Here is a 17,640-nt window from a genome sequence, read left to right as displayed (position 1 = left end):
TCGAAATGAACTGTGTTTAAAAGCAAATAATATTTGAATAATTTTCCTGATATGTTGAGTTAGTTTTAGCTATTGCAAAAGCTTGCTTTAGCAACTTATTTACGACTGCGATCAAAGCAACTTTTTTGGCTTTTCCTTTTGCCAGCAAGCGTTCATAAAGCTCCCGGCAGGCTTTATTGCAGCGTTTTGCGCTCCATGAGCATACATACAATGAGGCCCTGATCGCAGACATGCCCATTTTACATATTCTTGGCCTGCCTTTTACACTGCTGCCCGATTCGAACAGGCGCGGGCATGTCCCAATGTAAGAGCTTAATTTACTGCAATCGCCGAAACGCTCGAAACCACCGCTTACCAGGATGAGCATTATCGCTGTTTTTTTGCCAATGCCAGGTATGCTTTTCAGTCCTGATAGCATTTGCCCATAATGTTCAAGAACGATCTTTTCCATGTTAGCTGAAAGCCGTGATATAAGTTGTTTAAGGTGGCATAGCTCTTTTTGTATCGTCTGCCTCAGTGCTTTTTGCATCATTCCTGTAGCTGTAAAGCTTTCAAGCTGGTTGCTTAACACAGTATGCTGCTTGCTCAATCCTGATAAAATGGCTTCTGTTTGCTGTAATTCTACCACATGCTGCTGTGGTGGGGCCCATTGCTCCGGCTTAGCCATGGCACCATACTCTGCGATCAGGAGTGCGTCTTTCTTATCTGTTTTAGCCCGGGACATACGCATTTGGCTGTAGCGGCGAATCACCAAAGGATTTACCACACTTACCTTAATGCCCTTCGTATGCAGGAAGCAAGCAAGCCTTAAATAATATGGGCCGGATGCTTCCATCACGATATGGCTATCTGTATCCAATAGCTTTAAGAAGCCGTCGAAGCCTGTAGTTTCGTTGCTGAACTGATAATGGCGTCGGCCGGCTGATACGTCAAAGGACGCTTTTGAAATGTCTACACCAATGTAATTTGCATGAGTTTCCATAACTTTGTTTTGAGATAAATACTGTAGAAGAACCTGCTTTACTGCTTATCAATCCTACATACAGGCTCTTGTGGCCTAATGAACTGTTCAAGCTTGTAAGCAAAGGGGTAAAGTGATCTGCATTTCGAACGGCTTCCTACAGCCAATGACAACTCGTGATCTTTCTCTTTACCCTTTTTCTTCTACTTTAAATTTACTCTAAACACTTAACTTTTTCCTATAAGCAAACATAGGATGACAACGGGGAGAGTTTGCAAAATACTAATAAAATTAGTAAAAAATAACCCCAGCACTAACTTTTACAATTACCTCATTTCAAAATACTTACAAAAGTAAAATTTCAAAATGTGTTAAGTTATGTTAACCCTGCATGAGGGTTTTTATGGCAACTGAAGTCACTGCTTCATCTTGACAAAGGCCTGTGCGCATCAAAGTCCTCCGGCTTCGACAGCAGCCCTAACAGATCCTGTTTGGTTAACGAATGGAATATCTCATCTGAGGATAAGAGCTTCCCTGCCAGTTCCTTTTTGATTTCCTGCAGTATCGCCATTTTCTCTTCGATGGTGTCGGGGCAAACCAGGCGCACCGCCACTACATTTTTATGCTGGCCAATGCGGTATACACGGTCGATAGCCTGGTTCTCGGTGGCTGGGTTCCACCATGGGTCAACCAAATACACATAATCGGCAGCGGTGAGGTTGAGGCCTGTGCCGCCGGCTTTCAGGCTGATGAGGAACACGCGGGTGTTTACGTCATTCTGAAAATCGTTCACCACCTGCCCCCGGTTTTTGGTAGCACCGGTGAGCCAGGCAAAGCCGATACCGTTGCGAATAAGTTCCTTTTTGATCAATTCCAGCATCCCCACAAATTGCGAGAATACCAGTATTTTATGGTTAGGTGCTTTGCTTTCTATCTCGGCTATCAGCGTATCTATCTTGGATGATTGATTGCCCGGCACGCGCACGCCTTCCAGTAACTGCGGCGAATCGCATATCTGCCGTAGCTTGGTTAAGCCTTTCAGCACGTGCATGGAGCGGTTGGGCAGTACATCCTGTGTGGTGGCAGATATAAAGTCGCGGAACTCGCGCTCGTAAGCCAAATAGATACCGCGCTGCTCCTCGCCCATGGGGCAATGCAAAACCATTTCGGTTTTCTCGGGCAGTTCGCCGGCTACTTCCTGCTTGGTGCGGCGGAGGATAAAGGGGCTTACTTTGTTATGCAATTCCTGCGCGCGCTTTTTAACCTTGAACTGGTCGATAGGTACGGCGTATATCTCTTTAAAATATTGCAGCGAACCCAGCAAGCCCGGGCAGGCGAAGGATAACTGTCCGTACAGGTCGAAGCTATTGTTTTCGATAGGCGTACCCGTAATGGCAATACGGTTACGCGCCTTTAAAAGCTTCACCGACTTATACCGCTGCGAACCGGGGTTCTTGATGTTCTGCGATTCATCCAAAAACACATAGTTGAAGGTGTAGTGTTTGAGGAAATGAATATCCGTAAGCAAGGTGCCGTAAGAGGTGATAATGAGTTCGCGCTCATCAAAACCATCTGTGCTCTTTATGCGTTCGGCGCCGTAAATGGTATGCACCTTTAGCGATGGGGCGAATTTAGCTACCTCGGCCTGCCAGTTAAATATCAGCGAGGTGGGCACCACCAGCAAATTGGTATTATGCTGAACTTTGGTACGCTGATGGAGGATGAAGGCCAGTATTTGTATGGTTTTACCAAGGCCCATATCATCTGCCAAACAGCCGCCAAAATTAAAATCGTCCAAAAAGTTAAGCCAGTTTAAACCGCGCTTTTGATACGGGCGGAGTGCGGCCAGCAAGGTATCGGGCACCGCTACTTCTTTTATCGATTCGAAGTTCTCGAACCTTTGGCGGAAGTCCTTTATCTCCAGCTTCACTTGTTCATCCAGCATTTGCTGATCGAACAGTTCTTCAATGATCTCGTAATTGGTTTTGGCTATCTGCAGTTCCTCTTCCCATATCTGCCCGGCTTTAAAGTACTTATCAAACTTATCGAGCCATGCTTGTGGCAGTATTCCTACAGTACCATCATCCAGTTGCACAAATTTGGTTTTGTTGCGGATGGCCTTGTGCAGGTGCTTTAACGATGCCTGCTTTTTACCGAACTTGGCCTGTATATGCGCATTGAACCAGTTGAGCCCGCTGAGTAGCTTGATGGTTATTTTAACCTTATTAGGATTCAGTTTATTGCCGCTCAATTCGTTAAAACCCAATATGGTGATGCCCGCTTTGTTCCAGGCCTCGAAGGCATCCAAAAACCAGTCCTCATCTAAAAAGCGTTTTTTATGGAGGTAGAAGTATTGTATCTCGTCGTTGGTTTGCTCTTCAAAATAAGGGTGCTCGGCGATGATAAGGTTGTTGAAATGCTTCTCGGCGGCATCATTGCGTTGTACCACAAACTCTCTGCCCTTATCATCCAGGGCATATATCAAACTTTTTTCCCTTAAGGGTATCTCGGCCTCGCCGTAGCGCATTACAGGCAGTATCATTACGTGCTGCCCAAAATCCGACAGATAGATGATCATCTCGTTCCTGTCGAATTGCTGCTGCTTTATCTGCATCGGCGTACCCTTGGGGATGAAAGGGTACGATATCTTCATGAAGCCCTCCAGCTTATTGAGGATGCGTACGCGAAACTCTTTGAACTGCCCCTTATGGATAAGCAGGTTACCGCCCTGCCTGAACAACCCTATGGCACCCATAGTTTGCAGGTTACCGGCCAGGTAAAACATATCGCCCTGCCTGATGAAGTAACCGAAAATCGTATCGAGCGTTTGGATAGCATAACGGGCCTCACCTATCGGCAACTCGCCCGAAACTTCATAAAATTCCTCTTTTTGGTTAACCGTTAGCTGCAAACCCTGCGTAACGCTGCGTAAGGTTATTTGCCGCAAGGCATTTGCCGATACCTTATCAGAGGCCTCGCCATTATGCATGTAAACTTCTAAATTCTGCGGATTTTTAACAACCGACCGCAAGCTCTCCAAACCTTGCTGGCTAACCTTTGCATCGATATTTTGCTGAAAGCGCGACACGGCAGTATAGAACTTTAATTCGAGTGGGTCGTTGGTTTCCATTACCAATTGCAATGGTGCGAGCGGCGTAAGCGGGTTTTTAATGCGGCCATCTTTAGTGATGGCAGCATCATATAGTTCGACAATGAGGTGTTTATAAAACCGGTGCTGCTTAAATACCAAAATGCGCTTTTGCTCGTCGGTAACGGTAGCCCCCGCTGGCATGTAGGGCTCCTGCTGAAACATCAGCTGTTGCTCCATGCTACTCAGGTTGGCACCCGTAACAGGCAACAGCGATCTGTTTTTGGGCTGAATGATGAGGCGGTTATCCTGCAGTTCAACTACAAAATACTCATCGGGGTCAGGCACATCGGCAAGCCCGTAGTCAGCAGCGAATTTGCGGAGTTTATCGTGCCTGAATTTCTCATTAAAAAACACCAGATAGTTGGCGTTGCCAATAATCTGCAGCAAGGCCGAGGACTGATGGCTACAGAGTTTCTCTTTAGCCTGTTTGCAGGAGCAAGAAAGTACAATATCGTTTTCAAACTGTTTTACTGCAACTTCTATCAGTGAGTTACCTTCGCTCCCCTTGAAAGAAACATTATTTATGGCAAAGGTGCCGGGTGTTAAAGCCTCTCCGCCCAATTCATCGTAGGCTGTAACGGGGGAATGCTGAGCGATGATAACGGCATTAAGCTGCGCAAGGCTCTGAGCTTTCAGGATATAAAAACCATCGTTTTTGTAACTATTCTCACCGGTAAACGCGTTCGCCATCAAATGGCGCAAATTACGGAAATTTAGCTATCTACCATCAGCTTCGTTTACACTTAGGGGCAAAGGGTATGAATAGTAACAGGAGGAAATATTGCCCAGGTAATGCCGAAGAAGCCCTGAGTACCCGAATCCACAAAACGGTAGTTATAATTATCATGCCCTCCAATAAAACTTCCGAAAAAGCCTAATTGAGGCGTACCTTTAAAAGGGTATAACGAGGCTGTCAATTCGAGCCGTAAATCTTCCACCGATGGGTGCGCACCATGAATAGCCTCGAGGTTTCCTGCAAGGCTATAACGCATGTTACCATTTTTGATGACCCTGATATATTGATATCCTACCTGGGTGCGCCACCTCCCATATATTTTAATATCATTGGGGGTATATCCACCAATATCGGCAATGCCAAATAAATAATTGTGGTATAAAACCGCGCCGGCTTTTAACACGTGAGTTTCCTTGGGTGCGCAATTATCGTCGAGCTTAGTATTTATCCTGTAATTAACAATCAATTCGGTTAAGTCTGTAGAAAAATTGCCGCTTCGCCTGTTCAGAATTTCGGAGAGGTTTGTAGTAGGCGTTATGGTGTTGTATATAGCTTCACTTTCCTGAGAGCCATCCGGATATTGTGTTGTAAAAGCCCCCCCATCCTGGCCGTTAGAGTAATGGCCGCTTTCGAGGGAGATTGCCAGCAAGTTGTTTTTGCTTATCCTAAAAAGGCGTTGAGTACCCAATAAAATGCGATAAGAAGGCGTCCTTACCGGCAGCGAATTGTCGGTATACATTCGTAGTTGAGGGCGGAATGACACATACCAGGCCTGCATACCTTTCTTTTCATCTCTTATTAGCTTGCGGTAAATATTGTTATAAAAACTAAATCTCATGGTTGGGTTCGCCTCAAACAGTATTTTTTCGGATTTAACCATACTGGTTTTATAACCCAGGTTTGGCTCATCGCCTATGGGGTAGAAATTGAAATACTGCGAAGAACTCTCTTGTGCCTGGCAGAAGCGCACTGCAAAACACAATACAATAGTTAGGTATCTTCTCATGTGAGTAAATTAAGTATACCCGCTATATTGTTTGTAGTCCCGGCATCTACACCGTTGGCTCTTAAGGCAGAACCATCGATATTAAAAATAAATAAAAAGGTGTAAATATAACCCGTAGCTTTCAGCGCATTAATAAGTGCGCTTGTTTGTGCCTTATCGTGAGTCTTGATGAAAAACGTGCTTTCCAACAATATGAATTGCATACTATTTTGCGAAAGCAGTTGTTTACATATATCCAACGAGTCGTTGCTCGGGTTGTACAATGTGAGGATGTTGGCAAACGGCATATTTGTGATGTTAAGGTTAGCTACTTTTTACTTTAGCATTTTCAACTAAAGTACGCCGCCGACACCTAAACAAAAAAGCGTAAAAACACCCTGATTTACAAGGTATTTTTACGCTCCAAAAATCATTTGGCCGTAACTTTATTTCTGCATTACCATTACGCCGTTCATTAAAACGGTGGTGCCTTTTTCGGCTACAATGTTGTATACCTGTTGTACACCGCCGGCTTGTTCGCTTTTTTGCAGAACGGTGTAGGCTTCGTATTTGCCGGTTTTATCGTTAAGGCAAAGCACCTGTTGGCCAAGGGCTATCTCTCCTATTTTAAAATTGCCTTGTTTGGTTTGCATAGGGTGGTTAGGCGTAGCCTGCAGCACTTTGGCGCGCAGGTTAACATTGGTACCGTTAGCAGTGATGCTTTCGCGGGCATCAACCAATACCAGTTTGGTAAGCGCGTAGTTTTTGGCCGCATGCACGGTAAGCTCTTTTACTTTGGTGGCCGATGCTTTGCGGGTTAGCGGATCAATAGTGATCACTTCATCGCCGCTTTTAACGTCCTTCAGCAGTTTTTTGCCGCCATTGGCCATAGTAACCATTTCATCGCCCGGGAAGCAAATATCGTTACCATAAGTAGCCGATTCTTCCTTCATATCCTTACCGTTGTTCAGCACCTTGTATTGCTGGAAGCTAAGCTCTTTTGATAACACGTAAGATAGTTTCAGGATAAAGTTCTTCTCCACTTTGTTGATATCGTCAATATCCTGGAAGTATTGTGCCCATACTTTGGCGTCGGCAGTAAAATCGGGCACCAGGGCCTGGTAGCGTTTGCCGGTTTCGCTGGTGTAGAAAACCATGGTGCCAATTTCCTGCATGCCTTCTTTGGCGATGAACTTATACAGGTCGATACGTTTTTTAAGGTTATCGCTACCGGTAATGAAGTAGGGCTTGCGGCTTTCGTACCTATCGAGCACGTAGGCGTTATCGAACTTTACATACGTATCCTGATCGAGGTTGGCAATGGTATAGGTTTTTGCTTTGGTGTATTCGGCCAGGGTAAGCGGGCGCGGGTTAGCCGTTTTCTCTTGCGAGAAGCCGGTTGAAGTAATGAGGGCGATTGATAGGGTAAAAAATAATTTACGCATTGGGAGTTCTAAATTGCTGTGCGTTCCGGCGTGGTGGCTATTTAACCACAGAGGACACGGAGTTTTACACAGAGGTTCACAGAGTTTTTTTAGATCGTCATGCCGAATTTATTTCGGCACCCCACACGGCAGGCTCGGCTTTATGTATAGCGGCTCAGCAATGTGGGATGCATGATGGGGTGCTGAAACAAGTTCAGCATGACGTTTTTATTTATTTTTTTGTTTTAACCTTTGTTGGCGTTTAGCCGTTGTTGGTGTTTTCACCAACAACCAACAACTAAGATATTTCTTTAAATGCTGCGGCGAAGGCTTCCATTTCGTCCATGCGGCCTATGCTGATGCGGCACCAATCCTGGCCGTTCAGTTTCCAGTTACGCAGGGCAACGCCACGTTTCGACATTTCGCCTACGAATTTCATACCATCCATCTTCAGCGGGAACATTACAAAATTTGCCGACGATGGGATATAGGTATACCCCTCTTTTTTGAGCGTGGCGTATAAAAATTCTTTAGATGCATTGGTTTTCTTCAAAGCATCTTCGAGGTAAGGCGTTTCGCGGTACGATGCCATAGCAGCCGCCAGCGTGGTTGACGATAGCGCCGCCCAGCTTGGCGTATACATGCTTAATGTATTGATGGTTGCAGGCTGGCCAACAATGTAACCAAAACGCAAACCGGCAAAACCGTAAAGTTTAGAAAACGTACGGGCAATCACTACGTTTTGGCCGGCCTTTACGCAATCCATCATGCTGGAGGCTTTAGGATCGGGTAGGTAATCGATGTAAGCCTCATCAATAAATACCAGCGTTTTTTTAGATACACGCTCGCAAAAGCCTTTTAGTTTCTCAGTATCTACAATGGTTGCTGTAGGGTTGTTGGGGTTGCAAATGTAAACCAGGCCGGTGTTGTCATCAACCTTTGCCTCCATAGCATCAAGGTCTATCTTATATTCAGAAGTCAGAGGCACCTTCACCCATTTGCCTTCAAAGTGCTCTGCCTGTGTAGGCAGGTCGTCGTACGATGGGTCGGCAGTGATGATGTTTTTGCCGCCCTTGCTGTAATGCATAGCAGTTGCCAGCAATAAGGGCGACGAACCCGACGACATCAGGATGTTGTTCCCTTTAACGCCTTCATAAGCGGCAATTTTACCTTTCATGGTAAACATCTGGTTGAAGGCATACTGATAGCCGGTATCCAGCGAATCGGCGATGGCCTTTTTAGCCGCTGCCGATGGGCCGAAAGGGTTTTCGTTGGCCATCAGGCGTGCTTTCATTTCGGCTGGGGCCTGCATTACTGCCGCCTCATCGGCCAGCATGGTGTTGGCGTTGCGTATTTTGCGCACAACGGGCATTGCTGCCAGTTTGCTAACTGTGCTGCTTAAAAAAGCCACGCCGCCCGCCATCAGCGCGCTGCTTTTGAGCCAGTTTCTGCGGTTTAGAGAGTTTGACATATCGTTTAATTTTAGTTTTTTCTTATTGTTTTGTTGCGGGGTAGCTTACCCGTTGCTCGGTAACGCGGGCGTGTATTTGCGCCACCACGCTCCTTGCCGATTCAAATGCCCCGGCCATCCAGGCGTTGAGGTATGTTAAATGCTCGCCGGCAAAGTATACATGCTTATCGGGCTTCAACAGTGCCGGGTATTGCGTTTTGCGGGTTTCGCTACTGTAAAGGGCCCATCCGCCTAAATTGTATTTGGTTTTATGCCAGCTTACCGAGAACGAGCGCTCAAAGTCTTTATCGTATTGCGGGTGTATCAGCCTGCCTTTTTCGAGCGCAAGTTTCTCACGCTCGGCATAGTTTAGTTCGCCTGTGCGTTGTGCTTTTTCGTTGAAATTGTAATATCCTATTAAGATACCCTTTTTGCTTAAATAATCATAACTCGGGTAAAATATCTGCGTTAATTCATTATTAGTGTGGGTGATACCTCCATAAATATGGTCATCCTCCTCCCAAAAACGGCGCTTGAACTGCAGGCCTATTTTACCGGTTTGTATATAGCCAATGTAATCAATAGCGCGGCTCACATCGCCCGAAAAATTATTATTGATATTGCTGAGCACAGGCAGCGGCAGGGTGCATATGCATAGGTCGCCCTGCAAAACGTGCTCGCCTGTAGCATCTTTATAAGTAACCTTTACGCCCTCGGCCAGGTTGGTGATATTGGTAACCTCGGCACCTAACTTAAGCGACGGCGCTACCTGCTTTTGCAGCGCTTTGGCTATCATATCCATACCGCCCACGGCCTGGAACATGGTCATCTGCAACTCGTAGGTATATTCGGCCACGTTATAAAAATCGGGATCCAGCAAACCCGATTGGATAATATCCGCCAGTTTATTGGCCTCTGAAATTTTGCCGGGTTTGTTGCCTGCACCGGGGGATTCTGAATACCCACGGCGGGCAGATGCTTTATAAAGTTTGTCGATATCTAAACCACCTTCAGCAGCAAGGTATTCCAATACTTTCTGTGTATCTTCTTTGCTGAGCGAGCTATCCAGTGCGCCATGGTCGATGCTTTTGCTCAATAGCTCGGCCATGTAGCCGCGCATGTCGTTGTGTACTTCGCGGGCGCGTATTTTTTTGTTGGAGAGCGGGCCTTTGCCTTCGGCGAAGTAGTATGAGCCTTCGTTTACGTTATTGTAAACCTGTATGGGTACGCCAAGTTCTTTGCAGTAGTGGAGGGTAAGTTCGTGGTGGTGGGGTATGCGCGATGGGCCTGCGTTAAAGTACAGCCCTTCGTCGAATTTTGCGGTGGTGGTTGGCATCCCGGTTTCGGTATTGGTGCTGCCGTTGCGCACGCTCCAGCATCGCCCCCCTGCCCTTTCGCGGGCTTCTAATATGGTGGTTTTATAACCAAGCTTATTTAACTCATAGGCTGATGACAGCCCTGCAAGGCCACCGCCCAATATAATAATGTGTTTGCCATTTCCGCTGCCGGTAAGGTTAAAGGCATGCGCGGGTGCAGGTTTCAGCAGGCCCAATGCCATCATGGCGGGGTATGTACCACCGGCCAGCATAGCGCCCTTACTTAAAAAGCTTCTACGAGTTAAATTTTCCAAAATGTAAGATCAGTAAAGGTGTTCATCCCACAGTGTCCTCTTTGAGAGACCCTGCGGAAACATAATAGAAAGCCCGAAAAGCAAAACGGGCATTCACACCCTAAACTTAACTATTTTTTAAAATAAGGGCAATAAAATTATCAACAATGTTACTAAAGGGAGGATAATTTAGGAGAAAGGCAGGAATAGGGATACCATGCACAATTAAAAACGTCATGCCGAATTTATTTCGGCACCCCACACGGCAGGTAGCATTCATGCAAAGCGGCTCAGCAATGTGGGATGCATGATGGGGTGCTGAAACAGGTTCAGCATGACGTGAATGGCGATTTTATTGGCGTTTATACCAACACCAATTGCCCAAAGTGATAAGCAATATGATTAGTGCGGCTTAGCAATACGCTTAGGCGGTTGCGAGTTGGGTCGTTAGCAAAGTCTTCATCCGTCATGGCGTTGTGGCGTTTAAACCAATCTTCGGCAGGCAAGGCATTGAATAACTCGGTGAGGCGGGTGTGTACTTCGGCCCAGTATTGTTTTAATTGGGCAATAGTATATTCATCTACAGCAGGCCCATCAGGCGAGCGCAGGAATACCGGGGCAAGTTCGGGATATTTGGCTTCGCCAAGGCCTAAGGTTTCGCTCAACAGCCCGTGGTAGCTGGTTAAATGGCCATACAGGTATACGATGCGGTTTTTGCCGGGCGCAACCTGTTGCTGAAAATCAGCCTCGGTTAAAGCATCAAAATATTTTTCGGCGCGGGCTACCTGGGTGTTCCAGCCTTGCAGCGCCATCTTTACAAATAGTTGCGGTTCCATGGAGTTTTTTTGCTGTGAAGATGCACCAAGTTTATCACTATAAGCAAGGCCGGTTCTTAAATTTACCCATGGTTGACGGAAAACGCCCTGTGCTTATTTCACCTCGAATGTAAACGTCTTTGAAGCGGCATCTCCGTTTGCTGCCATGCCCTGCACAATACCAAAATACTTACCGGGCACATCAGATGTATAAAATGCAACCTTATTAGCGGTTAAAGAGCCGGTTTTAATATCCGGCGACCAAAACAACAGGTTACGAAAGTCGGGTATTCGGCTTTTAGCTTGCTCCTCGGTTTCATACACCGGCGAATAAAACTCGCGCTGTACCTGCGCGCCTTCGTAATCTATTACAGTAGCATGCGCATCAGTTTCGGTACCGCCCAGGTCGCCCTTGTAAGTGGTGTAGTTCATGATACCTTCATAAACCGAAGGTCCCCAGAAATAGCGATTGCGCACTACCTGCAGCCTTTGCACTTTAAGCGGGTCTACAGCAAAAACTTTTTCGGTTTTAAAAACAGGTACACCATCCACCATAATCAACGGATCGGGCGATAGTAGACCGTTCTCGTCTATTAAGGTAATATGCGGCCTGCCTCGCAATCTTGATACCGTTGCCTCGCTTATATATTCGCGCACCACCTCTTCCATGGTTACAAAGCGGGTGTAGTCATCCAGTTTATAGGTCTTAAACGGCGCGCCGAAAAAGGCGGCGCTATCTACCTTAGGTTCAAAATAACGTTTGAGCTTATTAGCGGCATAAATAGTTTGCACCTGCGCGCCAAGGCTTTGCTGTTGTAATGCAGCTTGCGTATACGGCAGTAGCTCCAAGGTAGGGAGCCGCGTTTTGGCAAACTGCTCCGAAAAAGGATTCAGCACTTCTATACGGTGCGTGGTGTCGCGCTCAGTATTGGTTTGCACCACAACCTCGCCTGCCCCATAAAACTCTTTGGTGTTAAATAAAAGCGTTCCGTTAGCGTCGCTTTTGGCTGCATACATTTGTACCCTTTTACCGGGTATAGCCAGGTAAGCAATTACATCCTTAGCTGCGTTTTTTGCCGAATCGGTTACCCGGGCGGTAATCATATGCCCGTTAAATTCGGGCAGGTATTTAAAGCTATTGTTGCCGGCGTTCAGTATATTGTTCCATTTAAAACGCCTCCAGCCCTGGGTAAGCAGTAAATTATCGGTAGCCTCCTCATCGGCGCCACTAAGGTAATACCCCGGCGATTCGATAGCACCTTTCAACTCCGACCCTAACCACAAATAAGCAGCAATATTATCCGTATCTGCAGCCTGCAAAGAATCTAAACGATAAACAGCCATAGACAGGCTCGACCCAATCATTTTATCAGTCGCATTTTTTGCCGCGATGGTTACTGATACCTTTTTGCGCGAAGCATACTGCGGTGCATCGGCAACGGCATCAACAAAAAGGGCTTGCTTTGGGCGTTTAAAATAAAGCCTTTCGCATACCGGCTGCCCGGCATCGTTAAACACTGTAAGGCTCGATACGCCTTCGCCCAGTTTATCTTTACCTACAATAAAGGTGGCAATCCCTCCTGCTGGTGCGGCATTTAAGCTTAATTTTGCCAGGCCCCTGGTTTGCGCCAAAAGCAATAACTGCCCGCCAGCAACGCTGCTATTAACCTTAACATTGAGGTTGCCATTACCGGCATCGGTTACCTGCATGGTATACCCCTCGCTTTTTGCGGCCGGGAGGTTAACAAGTAATGGCTTTTGGTTACCAACTCGTATTACTGCTCTGTAGCTGTTATTGGCCACTGGTGTAAAAGCAAAATGGCCCATGCCAAATTTAAGCGGCTGAAAACGGGCAACAGTATCATTGGACTGGTTTATAATTGCACCCTTAAAGGCTATGCCGAGCCCATTACGCCCAACAGCCTTAAAAGCTACATTGGCAGGCAAGCCATTCACCAAATCTCCGCCTTCGGGAAAAAACTGAACGTCGTAATCCGGTCCGGTGGTTTTTGCTGCTACATCAGGTGTCCTTAAAGTATTTATAATGGTTATTTTCTTCTCAAAGTACCCCTCCGGTTCAAAATTCTTCATCCAGTTGGTGTAGGCCCGCAGTTTATAATTACCGTTTACCAATGCCGGCGGTACCATCAACGATCCGCTGCCAATCCCGTTATACATGGCTATTTTAGCCTGCATTACGCTGGCATTGGCATTATCCAGTATCTCTACATATACTATCTTGCTCAGGTTAAGCGGCTTGTTGTAGGTGCCATCTACACAATATATTTTAAACCAAACTATCTCGCCTGTTACGTATACGCTTTTATCAACATGTACATATATTTTCTCCTGCAAGGCGGCTTTGCTGTATTTATCAAAAGCCAGCTTAGCAGGGGCTTCCTGGGCAAAGCCTTTGGTAATTAAAGCCAGCAAGCCCAGGCAGGCTGGTAAAGCCTTTTTTAATATGTTCAATTTTATTTTACCCTTCATTGTTATAGCAATGGTTGTGATATAGTTTTAGTACGCTTTACCTATTTATCTTTCCAGAAAGCCGGGCGTCGGCGGTATCCGCGCAGGGTACAGTCGGCGCACTCGGGGCTGGTTCGGCCGTAGCCTACGGGTTTCAGGCTGCCGTTTGCAATAATCTCGAAGGTTGGCAGATAGCTCCCCATAATTAAAAAGGTATTAACATCGTTCGAACCTGTCTTGGGGTTCTTGAAAAGTGTAGAGTCTTCGCGGCAATCGTAAGGGTATTGCGGCACCCAATTTTGGTTAATATCTTCCCTATCAATAAACACCCGCTTAGATGCCATGGTGCTGACGCTTATAAAGCCTATCACCGGTTCGCTGGCATCGCTTACATTATGTATGTTGCCGCTTATTTGCGATGGCTGGGCATCAAATATGCTGCCCAGGTTTTCGGTATTCTTTCTCAGGTTCTCCCAAAAATCAAATGCCTCTTTGGTAAGCGCGTATTGCCTCAGCATCATGCTGTAACGCACGCTTATCTTTTCAGAAGTGCGCGAAATATTGGTTATTGGCGCGTTGCTTACCACATCGGCAGTGAGCTTTGTTGTGGTGGCTAATGATACCACACTTGATGTATGGTTGGCAAAGCATAAGTAAATTTGTTCGGCCGGTGGGCGGGGCACTACCTCGCCATTTTCAACTTTAAAATTCGAGGCGTATTTGCTGTGGAACATCCACGTTTCATCATAATCCCAACGGTAGTAGCGGGTTTTGTTAGATGGATCGTGCGCACTGGCATAAATTATTATCCCATCGGGTTTAACAGCAAAAGTTACTGTATCAATTGGCGGGGTTACTTTTGCTTCCGCTTCATCTGATACATACTCTTTGCCATTGGCAAGCCTGATACGCAAATGGTATTTTTGGCTAACATCAACATTAAGCGGCAAGCCCGAATATACACCCGGGCTTATCTCCGTTAAGGGCCGGCCGATGCCATTGCCCTCTACCGTTACAGTGGCGCCGCGTTCGGCTGTAACCTTGGCCGAATCTGCCAGCTGAACCGTACGGCTAAGTTTTATAAAGGTAGAATCGGCACCGGGGTTTATAAAACCCTCTACCACCAAAAAGTTATTAACCGATTCTTTCACCACCGGCGAGTATGGCTTTTTGCAACTGGCGGCAATAAGCAATGCCAGCAAAAAAGTACCGTATTTAATATTCTTCAACATATATATGTTGCCCGCGCTACGGGCTTTTTTATCTGTTTAAAACCTTATATTGTAATTAACAAAGGGTATTGGTTTAGCAAATATGGATAACTTGTACCCGGTAACTACCCCGCTCTGCTGCGTAAAGTAAGCCGAGTATGGGTTTTGCCTGCCCGTGAGGTTGTAAATACCAAACGTAAATGAGTTATGCGTGAGCTGGTGCACTTTGTGGTTGCCATCTATATTTACCGAAAAATCGCTGCGGAAATAATCGGGGATGCGGTAAGCATTCCTGTCCGAATAATACACCCGCTCCGATCCTGCATAGTAGTATTTACCGGTTGGCAGCGTAATTGGGCGGCCGGTGCTGTAGGTAACATTTAACGATATGCTAAAGCGGTGCGTAAAGCGGTAGTTGCCTACAAAATTAAAGCTGTGCGGCTTATCGTAATTAGCGGGGTAATAATCGCCGTTATTTATGGGTTGGCCTAGCGTTGGGTCGTCCTGCTTTAAAAATGTGCGTGAATAGGCATAGCTTATCCAGCCGTTGGCGGCACCTGTATTTTTACGTACCATCAGTTCAACGCCGTAGGCTTTGCCACGGGTGTTTATTACATCCGTTTCTATATGGTGGTTTAGTACCAGCGTAGCCCCGCTACGGTAGTCAAGGTAATCTTTCAGGCGTTTGTAGTATACCTCTACCGATGTTTCGATTGTGTTATTCTTCAGGTTTTTGTAGATACCGAGCGATACCTGGTCGCCGTATTGCGGTTTAATATTAGAGTTACTTAGCTGGTATACATCTGTTGGCGCAATTGCAGTTGTGTTTGATAGCAGGTGTATATATTGCCTAAGGGTGTTATAGCCGCCTTTAATAGACAGATCGTCGCCTAAGTTGTAGCGGGCAGATAGCCTTATTTCGGGGCCGCCATAGGTTTTAATGAGTTTACCGCTGCTATAAGTGGTACTATCAATTAAGGTGGATGTACTGCGCGGAAGGCCAGGCGTATAGTTGTTAACCGTTTGCGGTCCTAAAAAATTATACAACGAATAACGCAAGCCAAAACTTACCGAAAGGTCGTCGTTTAGATCATACTTATCACCCAGGTAAAGAGCACTCTCTAAAGCCTGCTGCGCCGGAACAACATCGGGCGCAATTAAAGACTTATCGCTATTAGGGCCGAAAGTACCGGGATGTAGCTTGTAATAAATACTGTTTAAGCCAAAAGTAATGGTGTTGCGCGTATTAAGGTAATAAGTAAAATCCGATTTGAAATTGCTTTGGTTAACATCAAACTTAAGCTTGTAGGCGTTTACCGGGTTATCAAAACTGGCAATATCGTATTGGTACCTGTCGCTGCCCACTAAAAATAATCCGAACAGCTTGTTGTTGAAGTTATGCTTCCATTTGATGTTGATGTTGCGGTTGGCATAGCTATAGGCGGTATCGCTGTTGAGTTTAAATTTATCGCGGCTGAGGTAACTGCTTATATAAATGTTGTTTTTATCGTCAATCTGGTGGCTAATGTCGAGGTTAAAATCATAGAATGATGCCTGGCTGTTTTTATAAGCATCGGGCAGGAGTTGTAGCAACCAATCTGAATAAGTGGCCCTGCCGCCGAAGATGAAAGAAGTTTTATCTTTAATAATAGGCCCCTCAATATTAAACCTGCTGGTTATTAAACCTATGCCTGCGCTGCCAGTAAACTTCTTTTTATTCCCTTCCCTATCGGTAACATCTAATATAGATGATAGCCTGCCGCCGAATTTCTCGGGGATGCTGCTTTTATAAAGCTCAACACCTTTAACAATATCGGGATTGAAGGCCGAGAAGAAACCAAAAAAGTGCGAAGGATTGTAAACTGTAGCATCATTCAGTAATATCAGGTTCTGATCGGCAGAGCCACCGCGTACATTAAAGCCTGTTGAGGCCTCGCCCACGCTTTGTACCCCAGGTAGCGTGAGCACTACCCTTAGTATATCCGCCTCGCCAAAAACGGTGGGCACTTGTTTTATGCTTTTTATATCTAAACGGGTTACGCCCAACTCTACCGATTTTACATTGACCACCTTATCGGCTGATATCTTAACTTCTTTAAGGCTGGTTACCTGCTCGGTCATTTCGATGATAATTTTACCATCGCTGTAAAGGATGATCTGTCGGCGGGTATCGCGCATGCCCACGCCGCGGATGCTCAGCAAATGCCGCCCCTTTGGCAGGCTGATGGTAAAATACCCAAACTGGTCTGTTGCTACACCGGTTTTTTGCTCCGCTATGTAGATGCTGGCACCGGTAACCGCTTCGCCCGATTTGATATCTCGGATGTAGCCCGATAGCGTTGCCCTGCCCGCAGTTACGGTGTTGGTTTTAGCACCAATTTCGTACAGCTTATTTTCGGTAGTAGCCTCGGGGATAACCTTATCCTCATTCGCGGCAAAAGCCGTTGCCGGGTTTACGGTAACAGCCGGTGCGTTTTCGGTTGGTTTTACACCAAAAAAGCCGGGTGCCAAAGTGGTTTGCAATACCTTTGCACGGGTTAAAAATACCTGTTGGCCACTAATGGCGTAATGAAAATTAGTGCCGTTGAAGGCCATATCTAATATAGCCGGAACGGTTTTATCAGACGCCTGCAAGCTTACTTTAAGGCTATCGAACTGTGCCGCATCGTAATAGAAATGGTAGCTGCTCTTGCTCTCAATATCCGCAACAACGGTTTGTATAGTTGCCTGCTGAAAATTTACGCTTATGGTAGTACCGGCAGTTTGTTGCGCCCTGGCAAGTTGCGTAAGGAATAAACAAAAGATGCCAAACAGGTAGAGTTTATTCAT

11 protein-coding genes are annotated in these 17,640 nt (G+C 46.1%); all 11 read right to left on the bottom strand.

What is annotated here, in order from left to right; genetic code table 11:
• Positions 1-16: 16 nt before the first annotated feature.
• Positions 17-982 (bottom strand): IS110 family RNA-guided transposase, encoded by a 966-nt coding sequence (locus tag BC343_RS16865; protein WP_078347262.1) that lies wholly within the window; start codon positions 980-982, stop codon positions 17-19.
• A gap of 403 nt (positions 983-1,385) precedes the next feature.
• Positions 1,386-4,802 (bottom strand): DEAD/DEAH box helicase, encoded by a 3,417-nt coding sequence (locus BC343_RS16860; protein ID WP_078348985.1) that lies wholly within the window; start codon positions 4,800-4,802, stop codon positions 1,386-1,388.
• A gap of 53 nt (positions 4,803-4,855) precedes the next feature.
• Positions 4,856-5,854 carry a hypothetical protein gene (locus BC343_RS16855; RefSeq protein ID WP_078348984.1) on the bottom strand — a complete coding sequence of 333 codons (999 nt, stop codon included), beginning with the start codon at positions 5,852-5,854 and terminating at the stop codon, positions 4,856-4,858.
• Positions 5,851-6,141, bottom strand: a complete 291-nt coding sequence (locus tag BC343_RS16850) for a hypothetical protein (protein WP_078348983.1) — start codon at positions 6,139-6,141, stop codon at positions 5,851-5,853. The genes BC343_RS16855 and BC343_RS16850 overlap by 4 nt, the downstream gene beginning before the upstream one ends.
• A 138-nt stretch (positions 6,142-6,279) precedes the next feature.
• The gene (locus BC343_RS16845) at positions 6,280-7,278 is read right to left on the bottom strand and encodes a hypothetical protein (protein WP_078348982.1); all 999 of its coding nucleotides are present in this window, start codon (positions 7,276-7,278) and stop codon (positions 6,280-6,282) included.
• 277 nt (positions 7,279-7,555) lie between these two features.
• Positions 7,556-8,728 (bottom strand): pyridoxal phosphate-dependent aminotransferase, encoded by a 1,173-nt coding sequence (locus BC343_RS16835; protein WP_078348980.1) that lies wholly within the window; start codon positions 8,726-8,728, stop codon positions 7,556-7,558.
• Between the two features lie 22 nt (positions 8,729-8,750).
• Entirely contained in the window at positions 8,751-10,337 is a 1,587-nt protein-coding gene (locus tag BC343_RS16830) for a flavin monoamine oxidase family protein (protein ID WP_202909811.1), read from the bottom strand.
• Between the two features lie 341 nt (positions 10,338-10,678).
• Positions 10,679-11,152 carry a DinB family protein gene (locus BC343_RS16825; protein ID WP_078348978.1) on the bottom strand — a complete coding sequence of 158 codons (474 nt, stop codon included), beginning with the start codon at positions 11,150-11,152 and terminating at the stop codon, positions 10,679-10,681.
• 93 nt (positions 11,153-11,245) lie between these two features.
• Complete coding sequence (locus BC343_RS16820) at positions 11,246-13,621, bottom strand: hypothetical protein (protein WP_078348977.1); 2,376 nt, start codon at positions 13,619-13,621, stop codon at positions 11,246-11,248.
• A gap of 41 nt (positions 13,622-13,662) precedes the next feature.
• Entirely contained in the window at positions 13,663-14,832 is a 1,170-nt protein-coding gene (locus BC343_RS16815) for a DUF4249 domain-containing protein (protein ID WP_078348976.1), read from the bottom strand.
• Between the two features lie 36 nt (positions 14,833-14,868).
• A complete protein-coding gene (locus BC343_RS16810) occupies positions 14,869-17,640 on the bottom strand; it encodes a TonB-dependent receptor (protein WP_078348975.1) in 2,772 nt (923 codons plus the stop codon).

It is taken from the genome of Mucilaginibacter pedocola, assembly GCF_002013915.1.
Lineage (GTDB): Bacteria > Bacteroidota > Bacteroidia > Sphingobacteriales > Sphingobacteriaceae > Mucilaginibacter > Mucilaginibacter pedocola.
Note: the sequence above shows the minus strand (reverse complement) of the source record. Positions and strands in the feature narration are given on the sequence as shown.